The organism is Pantoea sp. GM_Pan_4, from assembly GCF_026541005.1.
In the GTDB taxonomy this organism is placed as follows: Bacteria; Pseudomonadota; Gammaproteobacteria; order Enterobacterales; family Enterobacteriaceae; genus Pantoea; species Pantoea dispersa.
Genome location: NZ_JALNUZ010000001.1, coordinates 1,102,711 through 1,124,500, shown reverse-complemented (window position 1 = coordinate 1,124,500; position 21,790 = coordinate 1,102,711). Strand labels below are relative to the sequence as shown.

The window sequence follows — 21,790 nt, the reverse complement described above, 5'->3', positions numbered from 1 at the left end:
ATGAAAGTAGCCATGGGGCAATTCGCCGTTAGCCGCGAATGGCAGGAGAACACCGCCATTTGTCGCGGTCTGATGCAGGATGCGCTGGCGGCGGGCACCGATCTGCTGGTGCTGCCGGAAGGCGTGCTGGCGCGCGATATCGCCGATCCCGATCTGGTGTTAAAAGCCGCACAGCCGCTGGACGGGCCGTTTGTCAGTCAGCTGCTGGAAACCAGCAAAGGTAACGCGCTGACCACCATGATGAGCGTGCACGTGCCGGCGCAGGATAACAAAGCGCACAACGTGCTGATTGCTCTGCGTAATGGCGAAATCATCGCGCAGTACGTCAAGCTGCATCTGTACGATGCCTTCGCCATGCAGGAGTCGCAGCGGGTCAATCCGGGTGATGCCGTGCCGCCACTGGTTGAGGTGGCCGGCATGAAAGTCGGGCTGATGACCTGCTACGACGTGCGTTTTCCCGAACTGGCGCGCCGGCTGGTGCTGGACGGTGCCGACGTGCTGGTGCTGCCTTCCGCCTGGGTAAAAGGACCGTTAAAGGAGATGCACTGGGAACTGCTGACCAGTGCGCGTGCGCTGGAAAACACCTGCTACATGGTGGCGGTAGGCGAGTGCGGGCCGCGCAACATTGGTAACAGTCTGGTGATCGATCCGCTTGGCGTGGTGATTGCTAAGGCACCAGAGTGCGCTGCACTGGTGTTTGCCGAACTGGATCCGGCCCGCATCGCCTACGCCCGCAGCGTGCTGCCGGTACTGGAAAATCGCCGCTTTGCCCGTCCGGAATTGCAATCACTTTGACCTGCCTGGGGGAAACTGACTGATGAAAATGCTTTTAACCGCCATCGCGCTGGCGAGCGGCCTGACGGCGAGCGTCGCCCAGGCTGCGGACGCCATTCCGACGCAAAAAATGGATCAGGCGCTGCACGATCGACTGCCGGCGCAGATCAAGCAGGCTGGCAAAATGATCTCGGTAAACAACGGCTCCTTTCCGCCGTATGAGATCGTTAACGGGCCGCACTCAATGGATGGAGCCTCGGCCGATCTTACCGTGGCGCTCGGTCAGCTGCTGGGCGTGAAAATTGAACACGCGACGGTGAGCGGTCTGTCCGGCGTACTGGCCGGCATTAATTCCGGACGCTATCAGATGGCCATCGGGCCGATAGGTGATTATCCGGATCGCCAGCAGAAGGTGGACTTCATCGACTACGTGCAGGAGTTCGTGGTGTTTGGCGTGCAGAAGGGCAATCCGGCGCACATCAACGGTCTGGCAGATACCTGCGGCAAGCGCATCGCGGTAATGGCGGCCGGTTCGGCGGAGCAGGTGATCCGCAAACAGTCAGCCGCCTGTGAGGCCGCGGGCAAACCTGCAGTCGTAGTGCAGTCCTTTACCGATCAGCCTTCGTCGATACTGGCGGTGCGCTCGAAGCGTTCGGATGCCTTCTTCTCCTCGCAGGCGCCGCTGACCTATTTCATTGAGCAGGCGCAGGGGCAGCTTGAACTGTCTGGTCAGGGGCAGAAAAACGGCTTTGGCGATATCTTTCAGGGCACGGTCGTTCCCAAAGGCTCGCCGCTGGGTGAGGTGGTGCTGGATGCCTACAAAGAACTGTTTGCCAACGGCACCTACGCGGTCATCATGAAAAAGTGGCAGCTGGACGGCAACATGCTGCCGCAGCCGGGACGTAACCTGGCGCAGGAGACGGCAAAATGAGTGCCGTCGGCCCCAACGCGCGCCCCACGGATCAGGCTGACGTGCCGCAGCGCGACGTCGCTTTTGCCCGTAGCGCGCCCGCGTATGGACGCTGGGTTAGCTGGATCGTGGTCCTGACGCTGGCAGCGAATGGTCTGTGGCTGGTGGCGACCAATCCCAATTTTGAGTGGCACGTGGTGCTGCAGTGGTTTACCGAAGGCTCGGTGCTAAAAGGGCTGCAGGTGACGCTCGGTCTGACGGTGGTGTCGATGGTGCTGGGCACCCTGCTGGGGCTGCTGCTGGCGGTCTGGCGGCTGTCAGAGAATAAACTGCTGAGCGGCGTGTCGGCGCTCTACATCTGGTTCTTTCGCGGTACGCCGCTGCTGGTGCAGCTGATATTCTGGTACAACCTGTCGACACTGTTTCCCACGCTTTCGATCACCGTGCCGTGGACGGACATCACCTTTGCCAGCTGGAATACTAACGATCTGATCACGCCGCTGACCGCCGCCATCGCCGGTCTGGCGCTCAACGAGGCCGCCTATATGGCGGAGATAATCCGTGCCGGCCTGCTGTCGGTCGATCACGGTCAGGTTGAAACCACTCAGGCGTTTGGCATGAGCCGCAGCCGCGCGCTGCGGCGTATCATCATTCCACAGGCGATGCGTGCCATTATTCCCCCGACCGGCAACCAGCTGATTAGCATGATCAAAGCCACGTCGCTGGTGAGCGTCATCGCGATGGGCGATCTGCTCTATTCGGTGCAGGCCGTTTACAACCGTACTTTTGAAATCATTCCGATGCTGATGGTGGCGGTGATCTGGTATCTGCTGATTACCTCGATCCTCAACGTCGGCCAGTCAGCCATTGAGCGCTACTACGCGCGCGGCAGCAAACGTACCGTGGTGGTGAACAAACGACGCGCCAGCAGTGACACGGCGCTGGCTGCGGCCCCGCGTTTAAAGGAGGACGTATGAGCGCGATTCAGCCGCTGGTGCGCGCGCGTAATGTGCAAAAGAGCTTCGGTGATAACGCGGTGCTGAAAGGCATCGACCTTGATGTGTTTCCGGGCGAAGTGGTGGTGATTCTCGGGCCTTCGGGCTCAGGCAAGTCGACCTTTCTGCGCTGCATTAATCATCTGGAAGAGATGAATGCCGGCTCGATTATGGTGGGTGACGAGCAGATTGGTTATGCGCTAAAGCGCGGCCTGCTGCATCGCCTGTCGGCGCGGAAAATTGCCCATCAGCGGCAGAAAATCGGCATGGTGTTTCAGCAGTTCAATCTCTATCCCCATATGACGGTACTGCAAAACATCATGGAAGCGCCGATTGGCGTGCACAAGTTCCCACGCGATGAGGTGCTGCAACACGCGCGTGAGCTGCTGGCAACGGTCGGATTGAGCGATAAAGCCGACGCCTGGCCGCGACATCTGTCGGGGGGACAACAGCAGCGCGTGGCGATTGCCCGTGCGCTGGCGATCAAACCGCTGCTGATGCTGTTCGATGAACCGACCTCAGCGCTGGATCCGGAACTGGTGGGGGAAGTGCTGGCTACCATGCGAACGTTAGCCAATCGCGGCCTGACCATGATTGTGGTGACGCATGAGATTGGCTTTGCGCGTGAAGCTGCCGATCGCGTGGTGTTCATGGATGGTGGCGTGGTGGTGGAACAGGGACCGCCAGAGCAGGTGATTGGCAATCCGCAGCATCCGCGTACCCAGGCGTTTCTCAGCCGCTTTATCTGACCGTGAGATCTCACTCTGTTACAGATTGCAGTTGAGCGTGGTGAATAACTGCGCGTTAATAGTGCTGTCCGTTTTTCGCGAAGGTTGAAAGGTAAAATATGGAAGGTATCAGTATTGCCAAACTGCTGATCATCGGTGCGCTTATCGTACTGCTTTTTGGCACCAACAAGTTACGTTCACTGGGTGGCGATCTGGGTTCCGCAATCAAGGGCTTTAAAAAAGCCATGAAAGATGATGAATCCACCGCAACCAAAAGCAGTGCCGAAGAAACGCCTGCTGAACGCGTCGGCCATAAAGAGTAATCTCTGCGCTGAACGTCAATAAGTGTAAATATTTATTACGTTAAAAAACCAGACTGCCACAGTCTGGTTTTCGTTTTTTAGTGCCATACAATGTGATGTTCCAGCGGTTCATCCCAGCCTGGCAGGTTGCCGCCGTGATCGCCGCTGGCGGTTAGCTTGCTGTCAGCGCTGTGCCACTCATCCAGCCATGCTTCGCTGAAGGTCAGCGGCAGAAGAGCGGGCGCAATATCATCCTGCTGCATCGCCAGTTCCATCAGTGCACAATCAATCGCGCTGAGATCGCTGTCATCAATTGGCGTGATAATAGCGGCAGGCTGCGGCAGTACGGTAATCAACTTATTGTAACGGCTGCTGACATGCCCCTGTTCATCGACGAACTCTGCACTGAATACATGCTGTGCCGCGCTTAAATCGGCGGGCTGAGCGAACTGCCAGTGACCCTGTGCGTCGCCCGTTACCACTTCAATCAGCACATTATCGATATAAATATGCACCTGAGCGCCCGCCGCCAGCGTGCCGCTAAACATTTTCGGCTCACCGCTGTCGTCGTAATCCACCGCATAGTCGTGTTGCCGTATGTCGCGCAGCACAGCCACCTCTGGCAGACTCAGCGGCTGCCGGACTGGGAGCGTGGGGACAGGCGACGGGTGGGGCGTCTGGTGTTCTGCTGCATACCATGCCGCAGGCAGCGCGCTGACCAGCGACAGCGCCGGGCTGAGCGCCGGAACCTCAGGCAGGCTGTGCCAGACGCTCTCGCCGGCGGCCTGCTGGGCTGACTCCAGCGGCGGCAGCGCTGGCAGCAACGGCGTTTCATCCGGCGTTACGCTGCGCAGTTCGGTGAAAGGCAGTGCGGGCGCGGGCGCGGGCGCAGACGCAGGCTGCGCGCTTTGCGGCAGGTGCAGATGAATTTCGTCGTAGCGGTGGTCGATGCTGATGGCGGTTGCAAGAAACGCCAGTTCGCACGACGCATGGGGCGTTACGAACGGATTGGTGATATCCATGGGCGTGGTGCGCGCTTTTAGCGCATCCAGGCTTTCGCCCGACGCGCCGCTTCGCGGTCTACCAGAGGATGGACCTGACACATCCGCCGCCCGCATAAAATCGAGCTCATCGATATGAAAGGATGATTGCATAATCTGACCTTTATGAAAAAAACACTGAGAAAATAAAAAATAATAAACAGGCTCTTATGGCCTCAGCGGTTAAAGCGACAGATTTGCGACAGGAATTAAGCGGTATAAGCAGAATTTTTGCGATTGCGCCGCGGCAGGGCGCAATCGCGGCAGGAGGTTACTTCACTTCCAGGCCTTTCGCCTGCATATCAGCGTGATAAGAGGAGCGAACGAACGGACCGCAGGCGGCGTGGGTAAAGCCCATCGCCAGCGCTTCCTCTTTCATCTCATCGAACTCCGCCGGGCTGACGTAACGCTGCACTGGCAGGTGGTGACGGCTTGGCTGCAGGTACTGGCCGAGGGTCAGCATGGTAACACCGTGGCGACGCAAATCGCGCATCACCTCAATGATTTCCGCATTGGTTTCCCCGAGACCGACCATCAGACCAGATTTGGTTGGCACGTCCGGATGCGCCTCTTTAAAACGCTCCAGCAGCTTCAGCGACCACTCATAGTTAGCGCCCGGACGCACCTGACGATAGACGCGCGGTACGTTTTCCAGGTTATGGTTGAACACATCCGGCGGCGTAGCCGTGAGGATCTCCAGCGCGCGATCCATACGCCCGCGGAAGTCCGGCACCAGCGTTTCAATTTTGATGGTCGGGCTTTTCTCGCGGATGGCGCTGATGCAGTCAGCAAAGTGCTGTGCACCGCCGTCACGCAGATCGTCGCGGTCCACCGAGGTGATCACCACATAGCGCAGCGCCATGTCGGCGATGGTTTGTGCCAGCTTCAGCGGCTCGTTGGCGTCCGGCGCGTTTGGCCGACCGTGTGCCACATCGCAGAACGGACAGCGGCGGGTACAGATGGCACCGAGGATCATAAAGGTGGCGGTGCCGTGGTTAAAGCATTCGGCAAGGTTAGGGCAGGAAGCCTCTTCACACACCGAGTGCAGGCCGTTTTTACGCATCGCCGCTTTGATGCCCTGAATGCGGCTGGAATCCGCAGGCAGCTTGATCTTCATCCACTCCGGCTTACGCAGGATTTCCTGGCGTTCGGTGATCACGGTTTTTACCGGAATCAGCGCCATTTTGTCGGCATCGCGATACTTGACGCCACGTTCCATCTGAATTGGTTTACTCATAAATCTGCAGGTTCCGGTCGGGATTGCGATTTGAAAGCTTCCTCACTCAAACTGAGAACCAGGCTTTCAACTTTATTTGAAAAAATTGCAAAAATTATATCATCTCGCCGGGGCAGAAGCAGCCGATAAGCCGTGGCGAAAGTTACAATTTTGTAAATGCGCACGTACGGTCAAGGTCAGCGCGCGGCCTCATCATGCCATTCCGTATCGCTAAAGCCGGTCAGGCGCGCGAAATGCTGCACCAGGCGCGGTTGCACGTCCGCCGGCGTGACGCCGGGCTGGAAAGCGCTGATCTGCGTCATCTCCATGCCGGCATAGCCACAGGGATTGATGCGCAGGAAGGGCGCCAGATCCATCGCAACATTGAGCGCCAGACCGTGAAACGAGCAGCCTTTACGGATGCGCAGGCCGAGCGAACAGATTTTCGCATCGCCAACGTATACGCCGGGCGCATCCGCACGCGCACGCGCACTGATGTCGTAATCAGCCAGCGTAGCGATGACCGTCTCTTCCAGTGCGGTGACCAGATCGCGCACGCCAAGCTTGCGGCGTTTAACGTCAATCAGTACATACATCACCTGCTGGCCCGGACCGTGATAGGTTACCTGGCCGCCGCGATCGCTCTGTACCACCGGAATATCGCCCGGCACCAGCACATGTTCGGCTTTGCCCGCCTGGCCCTGAGTAAACACCGCAGGGTGTTCCACCAGCCAGAGTTCATCGGCGGTGGCGCTGTCGCGCCGATCGGTAAAGTGATGCATGGCATCGGAGACGGGCTGCCAGTCGCGCTGGCCAAGCTGACGAACAAGAAGCGTATTAGCAGACAAAGCAGAAGTCCGGTAGCGAGTGGAGGGCAGAGTATAACGCTGGCAAAGCGGCCTTTACCAGCGTCAGCATTACAGCACCATGCGCACGATTTCGATGTTGCCCAGCTCTTCGTACAGGGTTTCCACCTGTTCGATGTGGGTGGCGTTAATGGTGATCGAGACCGAGTGATAATTGCCTTTGCTGCTGGGCTTCACGTCAGGGCTGTAGTCGCCGGGCGCATGACGCTGCACCACTTCAACCACTTGATCAACCAGCTCCGGTTGCGCCAGGCCCATCACTTTGTAGGTAAAAGGCGTCGGGAATTCGAGCAGTTCATTCAGTTTGGTTTTCATATTAACTCCGGTGCATAAAAAACAGGCTCCCGCCGAAGCGGGAGCAATATAGTAGCTTATCTGGGGACGGGTTGGCGATTTTTCAAGCGCGCCTTAGCCGAACCAGTGATGGAACATCAGTTTGATGTAATCGATGATGCGGCTGAAGAAACCGCCTTCCTGCACTTCGTTCAGCACCACCAGCGGACGCTGTTCAATGGTTTTACCATCCAGCTGGAAGTTGATGCTGCCCACGACCTGGTTTTTCTGCAGCGGCGCGTGCAGTTCGGTGTTGTTCAGCACGTAACTGGCCTTGAGGTCTTTCATGCGGCCGCGCGGAATGGTCAGGTAGGCATCTTTTTCCACGCCGAGCTGCACGCGATCGCTGTTGCCAAACCATACTGGCTCAGACGCAAACTCTTTGCCCGCCTTCAGCGGTGCCACGGTTTCGAAGAAGCGGAAGCCCCAGGTCAGCAGCTTTTTACTTTCGGTTTCACGGCCTTTAAAGGTGTGACCGCCCATCACTGCCGAGATCAGACGCATCTGGCCTTCGGTCGCTGACGCCACCAGGTTATAACCGGCGGCTTCGGTGTGGCCGGTTTTGATGCCGTCGACGTTCAGGCTGGTATCCCACAGCAGGCCGTTACGGTTCATCTGGCGGATGTTATTAAAGGTGAACTCTTTCTCTCTGTAGACCGCGTACTCATCCGGCACATCGCGAATCAGCGCCTGACCAATCAGCGCCATGTCACGCGCCGTGCTGTACTGACCGTCAGCATCAAGACCGTGCACGGTCTGGAAATGGGTATTTTTCAGGCCCAGCGCGCCCACGTAGTTGTTCATCAGGTTAACGAACGCGTCCTGGCTGCCGGCAACGTAATCGGCCATTGCCACGCAGGCGTCGTTACCGGACTGCAGCACGATACCGCGCGTCAGCTGAGAGACCGGTACGCGATCGCCCGGCTTGAGGAACATCAGCGAGGAGCCTTTGAACACCGGATTGCCGGTCGCCCAGGCATCTTTACCGACGGTAACAATGTCATCCTGATGGATTTTGCCCGCTTTGACCGCCTGGCCGATGACGTAGCTGGTCATCATTTTGGTCAGACTGGCCGGGTCGCGGCGCGCGTCCGCGTTCTTTTCCGCCAGCACTTTGCCGGAGTTATAGTCGATCAGCACGTAAGCTTCGGCATCGATGTCCGGCACGCCCGGAATCATGGTTTTCAGATTAACATCATCTGCAAAGGCAACGTGGCTGAGGGAGAGAGCGACCAGTGATCCCACTGTCAGGCGTTTCAGAAAACGAGAAGGTTTCAGCGTATTCATGTTCAGGACTACAGCATCCGTGGGGTTAAGAGTGAAAAAAGTGCCTTACTATAGCAAAGCTGCCATCGTGCGACATCTGGCTTTATGCCTCAGTGTCAGCAGGCAAGGGCACGGCCCGTCACATTGACGGGCGGGCCGTGGTAATAAAGGAGCTGATCTGCGCTTCAGTGCTCAGACGCTGCTGCAGCGCCGCGGCCTGAGCCCGGCTGCTGAAACCGCCAAGCTGCACGCGGTAGACGTTGCCATTGGCTTCCACCGCGCCGGGTACACCAAAGCGCTGGCCAAGGCTGTCCGCCATCTGCCGGGCGCGTGCGGCATCATTCAGGGCGCCAACCTGTACCACAAAACCGCTGCCGGCATGGGCGCTGGCGTTATGGCTGGCCAGAGCCGGACTCGCTGCCGCTGCCGCAGCTGGTGCGGCAGGGCTGGCGACAACCGGTGTGGCCGGCGCGCTGCCTTCCAGTACGCCGCTGGCTAACGGCTGCGGTGCGCCGAGAAAGCCGCTGCTCTGCACCGGTGCACCGATGTTGCCGTTGCTCTGCAGTGAACTGTTATCCACCGCGCGGACATCCTGTGCGGCAGGCGCTGGCGCGCTGCTGGCGCCGGTCATCACCATGCCGCCGCTCAGGTCAGGGCGCGCCGGCAGCGCATAGCTCTGTTTGGCCACGGTGGTGCCGATGGTGCCCGGACCGGATACTGAACCGTCCGGCGCTACCTTGATGTAATCCACCCGTACGCGGGTGTTATTGGAAATATTCAGGCGATCGCCCGCGGCGCGCGACAGGTCAATAATCCGACCCGGCGTGTAAGGGCCGCGATCGTTGACGCGCACCACAATCTGCCGGCCATTGGCCAGGTTGGTGACGCGCACGTAGCTTGGCAGTGGCAGGGTAGGGTGTGCGGCGCTTAACGCGTCCGGATCGTAGGTTTCACCCAGCGCGGTGCGGTTGCCCTGCGCCTCTTCGCCGTACCAGGTTGCCAGACCAACTTCACTGTAGTTGGACGGATCTTTAATCACCCGGTAGGTTTTGCCATTGACGCTGTAGTCCTGGCTGGTAGAGGGATTGATCGGCTCATAGCGCGGCTCCACGCCGGGAATCTCCACCACCGGGCCATTGTAGGCCGGCTGCGGCGGGGCCGTGTTCGTCTGCTGTTCCGGTGTGGAACAGGCAGCCAGTACCAGTGATGCCAGAGCAACCCCAAGCCAGTCCTTACGCATGTGCAGCCTCTTAAACGCTTTTAGATAACATTTTTCGATGAGTGTGGATCGACATCACGATGCCAAATCCGGCCATTAACACAATCAGCGCCGATCCGCCGTAGCTCACCAGCGGCAGCGGCACGCCAACCACCGGTAAGATACCACTAACCATGCCAATGTTAACGAAAACATACACAAACAGAATCAGCATCAGGCCGCCGGACATTACGCGACCAAAGGTGGTTTGCGCGCGTGCGGCAATCACCAGCCCGCGCATGATCAGCAGCAGATAAAGTACCAGCAGCAGCAGGACGCCCACCAGGCCGAGCTCTTCCGCCAGCACCGCGAAGATAAAGTCGGTGTGACGTTCGGGCAGAAACTCCAGCTGCGACTGGGTGCCGTGCAGCCAGCCTTTGCCGCGCAGGCCGCCGGAGCCGATAGCAATCTTGGACTGAATAATGTGGTAGCCGGCACCGAGCGGATCGCTCTCCGGATCGAGCAGCATCATCACGCGGTCGCGCTGATAATCGTGCATCAGGAAGAACCACAGAATCGGGATGAACGCCGCCACCAGCAGCACGGCCACGCCAATCAGCTTCCAGCTCATGCCCGAGAGGAACAGCACAAACAGGCCGGAGGCGGCGATCAGAATGGAGGTACCGAGGTCCGGCTGCGCCGCCACCAGCAGCGTCGGCATGAAAATCAGCACCAGCGCGATGCCGGTGTTTTTCAGCGTTGGCGGGCAGACATCGCGGTTGATGAAGCGTGCCACCATCAGCGGCACGGCGATTTTAGCGATTTCCGACGGCTGAAAGCGCACAAAACCGAGATCCAGCCAGCGCTGCGCCCCTTTACTGATGTGGCCGAAGGCATCGACCGCCACCAGCAAAATTACGCAGACAATGTAGAGGTAGGGCGCCCAGCTTTCATACACGCGCGGCGGCACCTGCGCCATCACCAGCATGATGATGGTGCCCATGGCAATCTGCCCGAGCTTGCGCTCCATCATGCCCGGATCCTGGCCGCTGGCGCTCCAGATAACAATGGCGCTGTAGGCCAGCAGGCTGATGATGATCAGCATAAACAGCGGGTCGATATGGATACGCGTCCAGATCGTTCTTTTCTGGGGACTATCGTTCATCGACATCGTTATTCACCTTCGTAGCCGGGCGGCATGGGTGCGGCTTCTGGCAGCACGGTATTGTTGTCGCCCAGCATTATGTGGTCGAGAATCTGGCGCATCACGGTGCCCACCGCCGGGCCGGCACCGCCGTTTTCCAGAATCATGGTGACGGCGACGCGCGGCTTGTCGTACGGCGCGAAGGCGGTCATCAGCTTATGGTCACGCAGCCGTTCGGCAATCTTGTGCGCGTTGTACGTCTCATTCTCTTTCAGGCCAAACACCTGTGCGGTACCGGATTTCGCCGCAATCTTGTACGGTGCATCGGCAAAGCTTTTATGCGCGGTGCCGTTGGCGCGGTTGGCCACGCCATACATCCCGTCTTTGGCGATCTCCCAGTAGCCGGAATGAATGTCGCCAATCGGCGCATCCGGCGGCTGGCGATACGGCACCATGCTGTTGCCTTCACGGGTGGCGCGCAGCAGGTGCGGCACTTTAATCACGCCATCGTTAATCAGGATCATCAGCGCTTTGTTCATCTGCACCGGCGTCGCCGTCCAGTAGCCCTGGCCGATACCGACCGGAATGGTATCGCCCTGATACCACGGCTTTTTAAAGCGTTTCATCTTCCATTCGCGCGTCGGCATGTTACCGGGGCTCTCCTGCGGCAGGTCGATACCGGTACGGTGGCCGTAGCCGAATTTGGTCATCCACTCCGACAGGCGGTCGATGCCCATGTCATAGGCCACCTGATAGAAAAAGGTATCCGCCGATTCTTCCAGCGATTTGGTGACGTTGAGGCGACCGTGGCCCCACTTTTTCCAGTCGCGGTAGCGTTTTTCCGAGCCCGGCAGCTGCCACCAGCCCGGATCGAACAGGCTGGTATTACGGTTGATCACGCCGGCGCTGAGCGCTGAGACCGCCACATAAGGTTTAACCGTGGAGGCTGGTGGATACGATGCCTGCAGCGCACGGTTATACAGCGGGCGGTTCTCATCGCCGAGCAGCGCCTTATAATCTTTACTCGAAATACCATCGACAAACAGATTCGGATCGTAACTGGGTGTGGAGACCAGCGCGAGAATCTCACCGGTGCGCGGATCGCTCACCACCACGGCGGCGCGGCTGCCGGTCAGCAGGGTTTCGATGTACTGCTGTAGCTTGAGATCGATGGTCAGCCAGATATCGCGTCCGGCCTGCGGTGACTGCTCATGCAGCTGACGGATCACGCGACCGCGGTTGTTGACTTCCACCTCTTCGTAACCGGTTTTGCCGTGCAGCACATCTTCGTAATAGTTTTCGATGCCGAGCTTACCGATATCGTGGGTGGCTGCGTAGTTTGGCCATTTGCCTTCTTCATCCAGGCGCTTGACGTCACGATCGTTGATTTTCGAGACGTAACCCACCACGTGCGTCAGCGTCTGGCCGTAAGGGTAGTAGCGGCGCTGGTAGCCTTTCACTTCCACGCCCGGGAAACGGTACTGGTTCACTGCAAAGCGCGCGACCTGCACTTCATTCAGGCCGGTTTTGACCGGAATCGAGGTAAAGCGGCGCGAGCGCTTGCGCTCTTTTTCAAACGCATCGATATCGTCGTCGGTCAAATCCAGCACCGGCCGCAGATCCTGCAGCGTCTGCTTCAGGTCATCGACTTTTTCCGGCACCAGCTCGGCCTGGTAAATGGTGCGATTGAGCGCCAGCGGCACACCGTTGCGGTCATAGATGATGCCGCGGCTGGGGGCGACCGGCACCAGTTTGATGCGGTTTTCGTTTGAACGGGTGCTGTAGTCGTCGAAGCGCAGGATCTGCAGATGATACAGATTGACCACCAGCACGCTGGAGAGCAGCAGGATGCCGACAAAGGCCACCAGGGCGCGGCGGACAAACAGTTTCTGTTCGGCAGTGTAATCGCGAAAAGCGTTGCTCTGTAATTTCATCCGCTGCGTTTATTGTCTGGAGGTTGTCAGGCGTTTATTCACGGTGATAAGGGTGATTGGTGGTAATACTCCAGGCACGATACAGGCTTTCCGCCACCAGCACACGCACCAGCGGATGCGGCAGCGTTAACGCGGACAGTGACCAGCTCTGCTCGGCTGCCGCTTTACACGCCGGCGCCAGGCCTTCCGGCCCACCAATCAGCAGGCTGACATCACGCCCGTCCAGCTTCCAGCGCTCTAACTGCTGCGCCAGCTGCGGCGTTTCCCACGGCTGTCCGGGAATATCCAGCGTCACAATGCGGTTGCCTTTGCCCACCGCCGCCAGCATCGCTTCACCCTCTTTTTCCAGAATGCGTTTGATGTCGGCGTTTTTGCCGCGTTTACCGGCCGGCACTTCAGTCAGCTCAAACGGCATATCTTTGGGAAAGCGACGCAGGTACTCCATGAAACCGGTCTCAACCCAGTCGGGCATTTTGGTGCCGACGGCGACAAGCTGCAGTTTCAACGTTTAGCTCCAGAGCTTTTCCAGCTCATACAGCTGGCGGCTCTCTTCCTGCATCACGTGCACGATCACTTCACCGAGATCGACCACAACCCAGTCAGCAGCCGCTTTGCCGTCGACGCCGAGCGGTTTCAGGCCTGCCGCGCGCGATTCCTGCATCACATGGTCAGCGATGGAGGAGACGTGACGGTTGGAGGTCCCGGTACAGATAATCATGCAATCGGTGATACTGGATTTGCCCTGCACATCAATCGCAACGATGTCCTGGCCTTTGAGATCATCAATCTTATCAATAACGAACTCTTGGAGTGCTTTGCCTTGCAAAAGGTTCCCCTTAAAAACAGGTGATTATGGGCAGGCTGAATGCCCCGGAAAACGCAGCCAAAAATGAAGCGGCGCAGTATAGCACGCGGCGATCAATCGCGATATAAGCCCGCGCGATCGATGTAGTCGATCACCGCCGCCGGCAGCAGATCGGCGCAGTCCTGGCCATGATGGCGGCGCTGGCGAATCTCAGTGGCAGAAATGTCGAACAGCGGCGTATCGGCCAGCCAGATGTGGCCTGCCGGCGCGCGATGCAGCTGCTGCACTTCATGCGCGCGGTGCGCATCCAGCCACTGCTGCATCTCTGGCGTAGCCATCTGCGCGGCGTAGCCTGGACGCTGACAAACCAGCAGGTGACACAGCGACAGCAGTTCCTGCCAGCGATGCCATTTTCCTAACGTTAGCAGAGAATCCTGACCGATGATAAACCCGAGGGGCTGTTGTGCACCGCGCTCGGCGCGCAGGGTTTCCAGCGTGTCCACCGTCCATGACGGCGTGGTGCGCGTCAGCTCGCGCGTGTCGATATCAAACAGCGGACGATCGGCAATGGCGCAGCGCAGCATCGCCACGCGCTGTTGGGCGCTGGCTTCCGGCTGTGGCCGGTGCGGCGGCACGTTGTTCGGCAGCAGCGTCACTTTTTGCAGGCCAACCTGCTGCGCCAGCGCGGTGACCGGACGCAGATGCCCGAAATGAATTGGATCGAAGGTGCCGCCAAACAGCGCGTAAAGGTCAGACATCAGTTAAACCCAGCGGAAAATCACGATGGCACAGCAGCAACGACAGCGTCTCCAGCTGCGGCCACAGATTCTGACCGTAGTCCTGCTTCATGGTCAGTTCGAGTTGAGCCAGCAGATGCACCGCTTGCTGCAGCCGTTGCGCATCCAGTCGCTGCAGCGCTTCAGTGAACAGGGCACGGCGGTTCTGCCAGATACGTTGTTGATCCATCAGCGTGCGCAGCGGCTGCTTCGCCTGCTGGCGTTGCAGCTGCAGTAGCGTCAGCAGATCGCGCTGCAGCGTGCGCAGCAGAATCACCACTTCGCTGTCCTCTTTTTGCAGCTGACGCAAAATGTGCAGCGCGCGTTTGCTCTTGCCGGCCAGCAGCGCATCAACCCAGTGAAACGGCGTGAAATGCGCGGCATCGTTCACCGCTTCTTCCACGCGGGGCAGCGTCAGTTTGCCATCCGGCCACAGCAGCGACAGCCGCTCCAGCGCCTGGGCCAGCGCCAGCAGATTACCTTCATAACAGTAGCAGAGCAGCTGAATTGCCGCGTCATCAATACTCAGCTGCAGGGCTTTCGCGCGGGCGGCCACCCAGCGCGGCAGCTGCGCCTGTTCCGGCGTCTGGCACGGCACCAGCACCGCACTGGCGCTGAGCGCTTTGAACCAGGCACTGTTTTCCTGCGCTTTGGTCAGCTTCGCCATCCGCAGCACCAGCATAATGTCGCTGTGCAGCAGCGCCGCCAGTTTCACCAGCTGTTCGGCGATGGCGGCGTTGGGGCCGTTTTCCGGCAGCTGCAGCGTCAGCGTCTGGCGCTGTGTGAACAGGCTCAGCGACTGACAGCTGGCGAAAATCGCCTCCCAGTCAGTCTGCGCATCAACGCTGACGGAAAAATGCTCGTCGAAGCCCTGCTGAGCGGCGGCAGCGCGGATGGCATCTGCGCTCTCCTGAATCAGCAGTGGTTCATTACCGGTGAGAAAATAACAGGCGCGCAGCCCCTCTCGAAGCTGCGCGCGCAGTTGTTCAGGATAGATCCTGATCATTGCAGACTGGTGGCTGACGAGGAGGGCACTTCCGGTGAGTCCGCACCTGGCGCAATCACTTCAGGTTGCGGCAGCGTCTCTTTGTTGCTCTCCTGCGCGGCGTGTACCGTCAGCAGCTTACGCACCAGCTGCTCGGCAGCACGCTGACGCATCTCCTGCACAATCATATCCTGCTCGGCATCCTTCGCCAGCGCGGCGTTCGGGTTGTCGAAGAACGAACGGTATACCGTGGTGCTGATCGGATAAATGCCTTTACCCGGCAGCAACACCTGCGCGCTGACGGTCATTACCAGCGAGTATTCGGCGGTGGTGCCGCTGATGAATACCGACGCAGTATCGCGTCCCTGGCTCTCCGCGCCGAGACGCAGCGTCGGGTATTGCGCACTGGCCGCTTTGCTGTCTTCAACGATTTTGACATCGTTGATGCGCAGCTGCTGACGCACGGTGCGCGCCAGCGGGCCATACGGATCGCCGCTCTGGACGATCAGCGTTTTCATTTCCGGTGGCACCTGCGTGGTGCCGCGCGGATGAAAACCACAGCCGGCAGTGACCAGCACTGCCAGCAGGACAAACAGCCTGATAACGAGTTGTCGCACAGTTCCTCCTGAACTTAACCTACGACCAGGTTAAGCAGTTTGCCAGGGACATAAATCACTTTACGAAGGGTGACGCCATCCAGATATTTCGCCACCAGATGCTCCTGTGCCGCACGCGCCTGCACCTGTTCCTGCGTCGCATCCGGCGCCACGGTAATTTTACCACGCACTTTACCGTTGACCTGCACCACCACCAGCAGCGAATCCTCTACCATTGCCGCTTCATCGGCAACCGGCCAGCTGGCGTCGTCGATGCTGCCTTCGCCACCCAGTGCCTGCCACAGCACGTAGCTGGCGTGCGGGGTGAATGGATAGAGCAGGCGCGTTACGGCGACCAGCGCTTCCTGCATCAGGGCGCGATCCTGTTCGCTCTCCTGCGGCGCGCGCAGCAGTTTGTTCATCAGCTCCATGATTGCCGCAATCGCGGTGTTGAAGGTCTGACGACGGCCGATGTCATCCGCCACTTTGGCGATGGTTTTGTGCAGATCGCGACGCAGCGCTTTCTGCTCATCGTTGAGCGCGTTGACATCCAGCGCCACGGTGGCGCCTTTGGCCACGTGATCGTACGCCAGCTTCCACACGCGTTTCAGGAAGCGGTTAGCGCCTTCCACGCCTGACTCCTGCCACTCCAGCGTCATTTCCGCCGGGGAGGCAAACATCATGAACAGACGCACGGTATCTGCGCCGTAGCGCTCAACCATCAGCTGCGGGTCGATGCCGTTGTTTTTGGACTTCGACATTTTGCTCATGCCCGCGTAGATCACTTCGCGGCCCTGATTGTCGATGGCTTTGGTGATGCGGCCTTTTTCGTCGCGCTCGACGTTAACGTCAACCGGAGAAACCCAGTTGCGCTCGCCGTTGGCGCCGACGTAGTAGAAGGCGTCGGCCAGTACCATGCCCTGGCACAGCAGGCGTTTGGCCGGCTCGTCAGAGTTGACCAGGCCCGCGTCGCGCAGCAGCTTGTGGTAGAAGCGGAAATACATCAGGTGCATGATGGCGTGTTCGATACCGCCCACATACTGATCGACCGGCAGCCAGTAGTTCGCTGCCGCCGGATCCAGCATGCCTTCGTTGTAGTTCGCACAGGTGTAACGCGCGTAGTACCACGATGATTCCATAAAGGTGTCGAAGGTGTCGGTTTCACGCAGCGCCGGCTGACCGTTGACGGTGGTTTTCGCCCACTCCGGATCGGCTTTGATTGGGCTGGTAATACCGTCCATGACCACGTCTTCCGGCAGAATTACCGGCAGCTGATCTTCTGGCGTTGGCATCACGGTGCCATCTTCCAGCGTCACCATCGGAATTGGCGCACCCCAGTAGCGCTGGCGTGACACACCCCAGTCGCGCAGGCGATAGTTCACTTTACGCACGCCGACGCCTTTGGCCGCCAGCGCATCGGCGATGGCATTGAAGCCGGCGTCGTGGTCCAGACCGTCAAACTCGCCGGAGTTGAACAGCGTGCCTTTTTCGGTCATCGCTGCGGCGCTGACATCCGGCGCGGTACCGTCGAGGTTGAGTACCACCGGCTTGATGTTGAGATCGTATTTGGTGGCGAATTCCCAGTCGCGCTGGTCATGACCCGGTACGGCCATCACGGCACCGGTGCCGTACTCCATCAGCACGAAGTTAGCGACCCAGACCGGAATCTCTTCGCCCGTCAGCGGATGGATAGCGTGCAGGCCGGTGGCCATGCCTTTCTTCTCCATCGTGGCCATGTCCGCTTCGGCGACTTTGGTGTTGCTGCATTCAGCAATGAAGTCAGCCAGCGCCGGGTTGTTGACGGCAGCCTGGCGCGCCAGAGGATGACCGGCTGCCACGGCGACATAAGTTGCCCCCATGAAGGTGTCCGGACGAGTGGTGTAAACCGTGACTTTTTCCGCGCTGTTGGCCACGTCAAAGGTGATCTCGACACCTTCAGAACGGCCAATCCAGTTGCGCTGCATGGTCTTGACCTGCTCCGGCCAGTCTTCCAGCTTATCGAGGTCGTTGAGCAGCTCTTCGGCGTAATCGGTGATTTTCACGAACCACTGCGGGATCTCTTTGCGTTCGACTTTGGTGTCGCAGCGCCAGCAGCAGCCATCGATCACCTGTTCGTTCGCCAGTACGGTCTGGTCGTTCGGGCACCAGTTGACTGCGGAGGTTTTTTTGTAGACCAGACCTTTTTCGTACAGTTTGGTGAAGAACCACTGTTCCCAGCGATAATACTCAGGCTGACAGGTCGCCAGTTCGCGACTCCAGTCATAGCCGAAGCCCAGCAGTTTCAGCTGGTTTTTCATGTATTCGATGTTGTCGTAGGTCCAGGGTGCTGGCGCGGTGTTGTTTTTCACCGCCGCCCCTTCAGCGGGCAGGCCAAAGGCATCCCAGCCAATCGGCTGCAGGACGTTTTTGCCCAGCATGCGCTGGTAGCGCGCAATCACATCGCCAATGGTGTAGTTACGCACGTGGCCCATGTGCAGGCGGCCAGAAGGATAGGGCAGCATAGACAGGCAGTAGTATTTCTCTTTGCCTTCCTGCTCGGTCACTTTGAAGGTTTCGTTTTCGTCCCAGTGCTGCTGGACGCGGGATTCTATCTCTTCCGGGCGGTATTGCTCTTGCATGGCTGCCTGTGGTCCTTGTGAAATCGTTTTTTAAACACTTTTGATCCGCATAGCATACCCATAAGGCCGCCCCTCAACAACAATTGACGCCCTCCGGTGGCGTGATTTGTGCGGAATGCGCCAGCGCTTTCACCCTTTTGCGATTTCCTCTGCGCTAAGCGCAGCAAATATGGCAAAGCGGCTAAACTTAACTCAGCATCCGCAGCGGAAAGGAGAACAAAATGAATAATGTGGCGCAGGAGTATCGTGCAACGGTAGCAGCATTAACCCAGCGGCTGGAGCGTGGCGAGCGTGATGTCGACGCACTGGTCGCCGAGGCGCGTAGTGCGCTGCTGCAGAAACAGACGCTGACCACCGCCGAAGTCGACGAGGTCATGCGCGCGGTGCGGCGCGATTTGCACGAGTTCGCGCTCAGCTATCAGGAATCCAGCGAAGCGCTCGGCGATTCAGTGTTTCTGCGGGTGATCCGTGAAAGCCTGTGGAAAGAGCTGGCCGATATCACCGATAAGAGCCAGCTGGAGTGGCGCGAAGTGTTCCAGGATCTGCGGCATCACGGCGTGTATCAGAGCGGCGAAGTGGTGGGACTGGGTAACCTGGTGTGTGAAAAGTGCGGCTTTACCCGGGCGATTTACACCCCGGAGAGCCTGACGCGCTGCCCGGAGTGCGGCCACGATCAGTTCCAGCGTCAGCCGTTTGAGCCCTGAATTATCACCGTGCTCTGAAGCAAAAAAGTATTGTTGCTGAAGGCGTGCGGACTGTCAGAAGGGAACCTGAACACGCCCGGATCGGCAAAACCCGCATCCCTGCGTGCCTCGACACGCGGCATCCCTGCCGCGTGACGTCCGGCTTAGTTCAGGATCCCTTCTGCCGTAAAAAACAGGTGCGGCGGTATGCGCGCATTTAGTTACCGCGATGATGAAGCTTAATGGTGCGCAAGGCATAGCGCCTTGCGGCAGCCTCCGCGCCAGGGAAGGCGCGGCGGCAGGCTCCAGGAGGATTCATGCCGGTGCGGCAAGACGCTATGCCTTGCGCAGTCGGGTACCACATCACAGCAGCAATATATCGATTTTGGTGAAGGGCAGGAGGGGCAAGATAAGCCCTGACGCTGGCGGTCCGTGGACCGCCAGCATTGTGGGTATTAGTGCAGGATTTTCGCCAGGAAGTCTTTGGCACGTTCGGACTGCGGATTGCTGAAGAAGTCATCCTTGTTGGTGTCTTCAACGATCTTCCCTTCATCCATAAAGATGACGCGATTCGCCACTTTGCGTGCAAAGCCCATCTCGTGCGTCACCACCATCATCGTCATGCCCTCGTTGGCTAACTCCACCATCACATCCAGCACTTCGTTGATCATCTCCGGATCCAGTGCGGAAGTCGGTTCATCGAACAGCATGGCGATAGGATCCATGCACAGCGCACGGGCGATGGCGACGCGCTGCTGCTGACCGCCAGACAGCTGACCAGGGAATTTCTCCGCATGCGCCGCCAGACCCACGCGCTTCAGCAGCGCAAGACCTTTCTCGCGCGCGGCAGTTTTGTCACGCTTCAGCACTTTCACCTGCGCCAGCACCAGGTTATCAATGATGCTGAGGTGCGGGAACAGTTCGAAGTGCTGGAACACCATGCCCACTTTGCTGCGCAACTGGGCAAGATTGGTTTTCTTGTTGTTCACTTCGGTGCCGTTCACCTGAATGCTACCCTGCTGCACGGGCTCCAGTCCGTTCACCGTTTTAATCAGCGTCGATTTGCCGGAACCGGACGGCCCGCAGACCACCACCACTTCACCTTTCTTCACCTCGGTGGAGCAGTCGGTCAGCACCTGAAAGTGCCCATACCACTTAGAAACATTTTTCAGGCTAATCATTTAAACCGTCCTTTTTCTTTTCAGATAGCTAACCAACAGCGAAGCGCTCAGGCTGATCACGAAATAGACCAGACCGGCAAACAGAACCATTTCAACCTGGGTACCGTCACGTTCACCAATGGTGGACGCGGTACGGAAGAAGTCCGCCAGGCTTAACACATACACCAGCGAGGTGTCCTGGAACAGCACGATGCCCTGCGTCAGCAGCAGCGGCACCATGGCGCGGAACGCCTGTGGCAGGATGATCAGCTTCATCGACTGCCACTGCGTCATACCCAGCGCCAGCGCCGCGTTGGACTGACCGCGTGAGATGCTCTGGATACCGGCGCGGATAATCTCCGAATAGTAAGCGGCTTCAAACAGCGCAAACGCCACCATGGCGGAGATCAGGCGGATATCGGTTTTTGGCGACAGCCCAAGCACCTGCTGCAGGAAGCTGGGAACCACCAGATAGAACCACAGCAGCACCATCACCAGCGGTACCGAGCGGAACAGGTTCACGTACAGTTTGGCGAACCAGCGGATCGGGGCGAACGCGGACAAACGCATCACCGCCAGAATGGTGCCCCAGATAATGCCAAACACCACCGCCACCGCAGTGATTTTCAGCGTAATGATCATGCCGTTCAGCAGATAGGGCAGGCTGGGCGGAATCGAACTCCAGTCAAAATCGTACATTACTTGCCTCCCAGGTTGCCGGGCAGGCGGATTTTGCGTTCTACCAGACTCATAATCAGCATGATCACCAGGTTAATACCGACGTAGGCCAGGGTGATAGCGGTGAAAGATTCATAGGCATGCGCCGAGTAATCCAGCAGCTTGCCCGCCTGCGCCGCCAGGTCGACCAGACCGATGGTAGAGGCGATGGCGGAGTTCTTCACCAGGTTAAGCATTTCCGAGGTCATCGGCGGCACAATCACGCGATAGGCGTTAGGCAGCAGCACGTAGCGGTAGGTCTGCGGCAGCGTCAGGCCCATCGCCAGACCGGCGTTTTTCTGGCCGCGCGGCAGCGACTGAATCGCGGCGCGCACCTGCTCACACACGCGTGCGGCGGTGAACAGACCGAGACAGATGGTTGAAGAGAGGAAAAACTGGATGTTCGGGTTCAGTTCAGCCTTAAACCACATGCCGAGCTTCTCCCCGACCAGTTCTGGCGCCACCAGATACCAGAAGAAGAACTGCACGATCAGCGGGATATTACGAAACAGCTCCACGTAGCAGGTGCCAATCGTGGACAGCCAGCGATTAGGCACGGTACGCAGAATGCCAAAGAAGGAACCTACCAGGAAGGCGATAATCCAGGCGCAGCAGGAGACCGCGACGGTCACCTGAAATCCGGACCACAGCCAGCCGAGGTAAGTCGTATTGCCGAACGGAGCCTGCTGTAAAAAGATGCCCCAGTTCCAATCGATACCCATAACGAGCTCCGGTAAAAAAAGG

23 protein-coding genes are annotated in these 21,790 nt (G+C 58.7%); 6 read left to right on the top strand and 17 right to left on the bottom strand.

The window, feature by feature from the left end; translation table 11 throughout:
* The 5 genes from OXR61_RS05475 to tatE all read left to right on the top strand — a co-directional run bounded on the left by OXR61_RS05475 (position 1) and on the right by tatE (position 3,730).
* Positions 1-795 carry a deaminated glutathione amidase gene (locus OXR61_RS05475; protein ID WP_021508594.1) on the top strand — a complete coding sequence of 265 codons (795 nt, stop codon included), beginning with the start codon at positions 1-3 and terminating at the stop codon, positions 793-795.
* A 22-nt stretch (positions 796-817) separates the two neighbouring features.
* Positions 818-1,705, top strand: a complete 888-nt coding sequence (locus OXR61_RS05470; RefSeq protein ID WP_021508593.1) for an ABC transporter substrate-binding protein — start codon at positions 818-820, stop codon at positions 1,703-1,705.
* A complete protein-coding gene (locus OXR61_RS05465; protein ID WP_021508592.1) occupies positions 1,702-2,661 on the top strand; it encodes an amino acid ABC transporter permease in 960 nt (319 codons plus the stop codon). Before OXR61_RS05470 ends, OXR61_RS05465 begins: the two co-directional genes overlap by 4 nt.
* The gene (locus OXR61_RS05460) at positions 2,658-3,428 is read left to right on the top strand and encodes an amino acid ABC transporter ATP-binding protein (protein WP_021508591.1); all 771 of its coding nucleotides are present in this window, start codon (positions 2,658-2,660) and stop codon (positions 3,426-3,428) included. Before OXR61_RS05465 ends, OXR61_RS05460 begins: the two co-directional genes overlap by 4 nt.
* Positions 3,429-3,526: 98 nt before the next feature.
* Entirely contained in the window at positions 3,527-3,730 is a 204-nt protein-coding gene (gene tatE, locus OXR61_RS05455; protein ID WP_010618871.1) for a twin-arginine translocase subunit TatE, read from the top strand.
* A gap of 77 nt (positions 3,731-3,807) precedes the next feature.
* Here tatE and OXR61_RS05450 read toward each other — a convergent pair whose 3' ends face one another.
* The 14 genes from OXR61_RS05450 to leuS all read right to left on the bottom strand — a co-directional run bounded on the left by OXR61_RS05450 (position 3,808) and on the right by leuS (position 18,486).
* Positions 3,808-4,863 carry a hypothetical protein gene (locus OXR61_RS05450; protein WP_267411062.1) on the bottom strand — a complete coding sequence of 352 codons (1,056 nt, stop codon included), beginning with the start codon at positions 4,861-4,863 and terminating at the stop codon, positions 3,808-3,810.
* 157 nt (positions 4,864-5,020) lie between these two features.
* Positions 5,021-5,986, bottom strand: a complete 966-nt coding sequence (gene lipA / locus OXR61_RS05445) for a lipoyl synthase (protein ID WP_021508589.1) — start codon at positions 5,984-5,986, stop codon at positions 5,021-5,023.
* Positions 5,987-6,162: 176 nt separating this feature from the next.
* The gene (gene lipB, locus OXR61_RS05440) at positions 6,163-6,813 is read right to left on the bottom strand and encodes a lipoyl(octanoyl) transferase LipB (protein WP_031279887.1); all 651 of its coding nucleotides are present in this window, start codon (positions 6,811-6,813) and stop codon (positions 6,163-6,165) included.
* 69 nt (positions 6,814-6,882) lie between these two features.
* Entirely contained in the window at positions 6,883-7,146 is a 264-nt protein-coding gene (gene ybeD, locus OXR61_RS05435) for a DUF493 family protein YbeD (protein ID WP_010618866.1), read from the bottom strand.
* Positions 7,147-7,239: 93 nt separating this feature from the next.
* Positions 7,240-8,451 carry a D-alanyl-D-alanine carboxypeptidase DacA gene (gene dacA / locus OXR61_RS05430; protein ID WP_021508587.1) on the bottom strand — a complete coding sequence of 404 codons (1,212 nt, stop codon included), beginning with the start codon at positions 8,449-8,451 and terminating at the stop codon, positions 7,240-7,242.
* Between the two features lie 118 nt (positions 8,452-8,569).
* Positions 8,570-9,670, bottom strand: a complete 1,101-nt coding sequence (gene rlpA / locus OXR61_RS05425; protein WP_021508586.1) for an endolytic peptidoglycan transglycosylase RlpA — start codon at positions 9,668-9,670, stop codon at positions 8,570-8,572.
* 10 nt (positions 9,671-9,680) lie between these two features.
* Entirely contained in the window at positions 9,681-10,793 is a 1,113-nt protein-coding gene (gene mrdB / locus OXR61_RS05420; protein WP_031279886.1) for a peptidoglycan glycosyltransferase MrdB, read from the bottom strand.
* Between the two features lie 8 nt (positions 10,794-10,801).
* On the bottom strand, positions 10,802-12,706 hold the full coding sequence (mrdA, locus tag OXR61_RS05415) for a peptidoglycan DD-transpeptidase MrdA (RefSeq protein ID WP_021508584.1): 1,905 nt from the start codon (positions 12,704-12,706) through the stop codon (positions 10,802-10,804).
* Positions 12,707-12,740: 34 nt separating this feature from the next.
* On the bottom strand, positions 12,741-13,211 hold the full coding sequence (gene rlmH, locus OXR61_RS05410) for a 23S rRNA (pseudouridine(1915)-N(3))-methyltransferase RlmH (protein WP_021508583.1): 471 nt from the start codon (positions 13,209-13,211) through the stop codon (positions 12,741-12,743).
* 3 nt (positions 13,212-13,214) lie between these two features.
* Complete coding sequence (gene rsfS / locus OXR61_RS05405) at positions 13,215-13,532, bottom strand: ribosome silencing factor (RefSeq protein WP_021508582.1); 318 nt, start codon at positions 13,530-13,532, stop codon at positions 13,215-13,217.
* 92 nt (positions 13,533-13,624) lie between these two features.
* A complete protein-coding gene (nadD, locus tag OXR61_RS05400) occupies positions 13,625-14,269 on the bottom strand; it encodes a nicotinate-nucleotide adenylyltransferase (RefSeq protein ID WP_021508581.1) in 645 nt (214 codons plus the stop codon).
* Positions 14,262-15,293, bottom strand: a complete 1,032-nt coding sequence (gene holA, locus OXR61_RS05395) for a DNA polymerase III subunit delta (protein WP_021508580.1) — start codon at positions 15,291-15,293, stop codon at positions 14,262-14,264. The genes nadD and holA overlap by 8 nt, the downstream gene beginning before the upstream one ends.
* Positions 15,290-15,889 (bottom strand): LPS assembly lipoprotein LptE, encoded by a 600-nt coding sequence (lptE, locus tag OXR61_RS05390; protein WP_021508579.1) that lies wholly within the window; start codon positions 15,887-15,889, stop codon positions 15,290-15,292. Before lptE ends, holA begins: the two co-directional genes overlap by 4 nt.
* A gap of 14 nt (positions 15,890-15,903) precedes the next feature.
* Positions 15,904-18,486 (bottom strand): leucine--tRNA ligase, encoded by a 2,583-nt coding sequence (gene leuS / locus OXR61_RS05385; protein ID WP_021508578.1) that lies wholly within the window; start codon positions 18,484-18,486, stop codon positions 15,904-15,906.
* A 221-nt stretch (positions 18,487-18,707) separates the two neighbouring features.
* Between leuS and OXR61_RS05380 the strand changes: the two genes are divergently transcribed.
* The gene (locus tag OXR61_RS05380; protein ID WP_021508577.1) at positions 18,708-19,190 is read left to right on the top strand and encodes a zinc ribbon-containing protein; all 483 of its coding nucleotides are present in this window, start codon (positions 18,708-18,710) and stop codon (positions 19,188-19,190) included.
* A gap of 434 nt (positions 19,191-19,624) precedes the next feature.
* On the opposite strand, the gene OXR61_RS05375 is transcribed toward OXR61_RS05380, so the two are convergent.
* The 3 genes from OXR61_RS05375 to OXR61_RS05365 are packed head-to-tail and all read right to left on the bottom strand — an operon-like array spanning position 19,625 to position 21,768.
* A complete protein-coding gene (locus OXR61_RS05375; protein WP_021508576.1) occupies positions 19,625-20,350 on the bottom strand; it encodes an amino acid ABC transporter ATP-binding protein in 726 nt (241 codons plus the stop codon).
* Positions 20,351-21,028: a glutamate/aspartate ABC transporter permease GltK gene (gene gltK / locus OXR61_RS05370; RefSeq protein ID WP_021508575.1), complete on the bottom strand. Its 678-nt coding sequence runs from the start codon at positions 21,026-21,028 to the stop codon at positions 20,351-20,353. It abuts the gene before it with no gap.
* Positions 21,028-21,768 (bottom strand): amino acid ABC transporter permease, encoded by a 741-nt coding sequence (locus OXR61_RS05365; RefSeq protein WP_267411054.1) that lies wholly within the window; start codon positions 21,766-21,768, stop codon positions 21,028-21,030. Before OXR61_RS05365 ends, gltK begins: the two co-directional genes overlap by 1 nt.
* Positions 21,769-21,790 lie beyond the last annotated feature (22 nt).

What these genes read in the sequence shown, in the direction of transcription:
- OXR61_RS05475 (WP_021508594.1), top strand. Translation starts at nt 1, where the DNA reads ATGAAAGTAGCCATGGGGCAATTCGCCGTTAGCCGCGAATGGCAGGAG.
- OXR61_RS05470 (WP_021508593.1), top strand. Translation starts at nt 818, where the DNA reads ATGAAAATGCTTTTAACCGCCATCGCGCTGGCGAGCGGCCTGACGGCG.
- OXR61_RS05465 (WP_021508592.1), top strand. Translation starts at nt 1,702, where the DNA reads ATGAGTGCCGTCGGCCCCAACGCGCGCCCCACGGATCAGGCTGACGTG.
- OXR61_RS05460 (WP_021508591.1), top strand. Translation starts at nt 2,658, where the DNA reads ATGAGCGCGATTCAGCCGCTGGTGCGCGCGCGTAATGTGCAAAAGAGC.
- tatE (WP_010618871.1), top strand. Translation starts at nt 3,527, where the DNA reads ATGGAAGGTATCAGTATTGCCAAACTGCTGATCATCGGTGCGCTTATC.
- OXR61_RS05450 (WP_267411062.1), bottom strand. Translation starts at nt 4,863, where the DNA reads ATGCAATCATCCTTTCATATCGATGAGCTCGATTTTATGCGGGCGGCG.
- lipA (WP_021508589.1), bottom strand. Translation starts at nt 5,986, where the DNA reads ATGAGTAAACCAATTCAGATGGAACGTGGCGTCAAGTATCGCGATGCC.
- ybeD (WP_010618866.1), bottom strand. Translation starts at nt 7,146, where the DNA reads ATGAAAACCAAACTGAATGAACTGCTCGAATTCCCGACGCCTTTTACC.
- dacA (WP_021508587.1), bottom strand. Translation starts at nt 8,451, where the DNA reads ATGAATACGCTGAAACCTTCTCGTTTTCTGAAACGCCTGACAGTGGGA.
- rlpA (WP_021508586.1), bottom strand. Translation starts at nt 9,670, where the DNA reads ATGCGTAAGGACTGGCTTGGGGTTGCTCTGGCATCACTGGTACTGGCT.
- mrdB (WP_031279886.1), bottom strand. Translation starts at nt 10,793, where the DNA reads ATGAACGATAGTCCCCAGAAAAGAACGATCTGGACGCGTATCCATATC.
- mrdA (WP_021508584.1), bottom strand. Translation starts at nt 12,706, where the DNA reads ATGAAATTACAGAGCAACGCTTTTCGCGATTACACTGCCGAACAGAAA.
- nadD (WP_021508581.1), bottom strand. Translation starts at nt 14,269, where the DNA reads ATGTCTGACCTTTACGCGCTGTTTGGCGGCACCTTCGATCCAATTCAT.
- holA (WP_021508580.1), bottom strand. Translation starts at nt 15,293, where the DNA reads ATGATCAGGATCTATCCTGAACAACTGCGCGCGCAGCTTCGAGAGGGG.
- leuS (WP_021508578.1), bottom strand. Translation starts at nt 18,486, where the DNA reads ATGCAAGAGCAATACCGCCCGGAAGAGATAGAATCCCGCGTCCAGCAG.
- OXR61_RS05380 (WP_021508577.1), top strand. Translation starts at nt 18,708, where the DNA reads ATGAATAATGTGGCGCAGGAGTATCGTGCAACGGTAGCAGCATTAACC.
- OXR61_RS05375 (WP_021508576.1), bottom strand. Translation starts at nt 20,350, where the DNA reads ATGATTAGCCTGAAAAATGTTTCTAAGTGGTATGGGCACTTTCAGGTG.
- gltK (WP_021508575.1), bottom strand. Translation starts at nt 21,028, where the DNA reads ATGTACGATTTTGACTGGAGTTCGATTCCGCCCAGCCTGCCCTATCTG.
- OXR61_RS05365 (WP_267411054.1), bottom strand. Translation starts at nt 21,768, where the DNA reads ATGGGTATCGATTGGAACTGGGGCATCTTTTTACAGCAGGCTCCGTTC.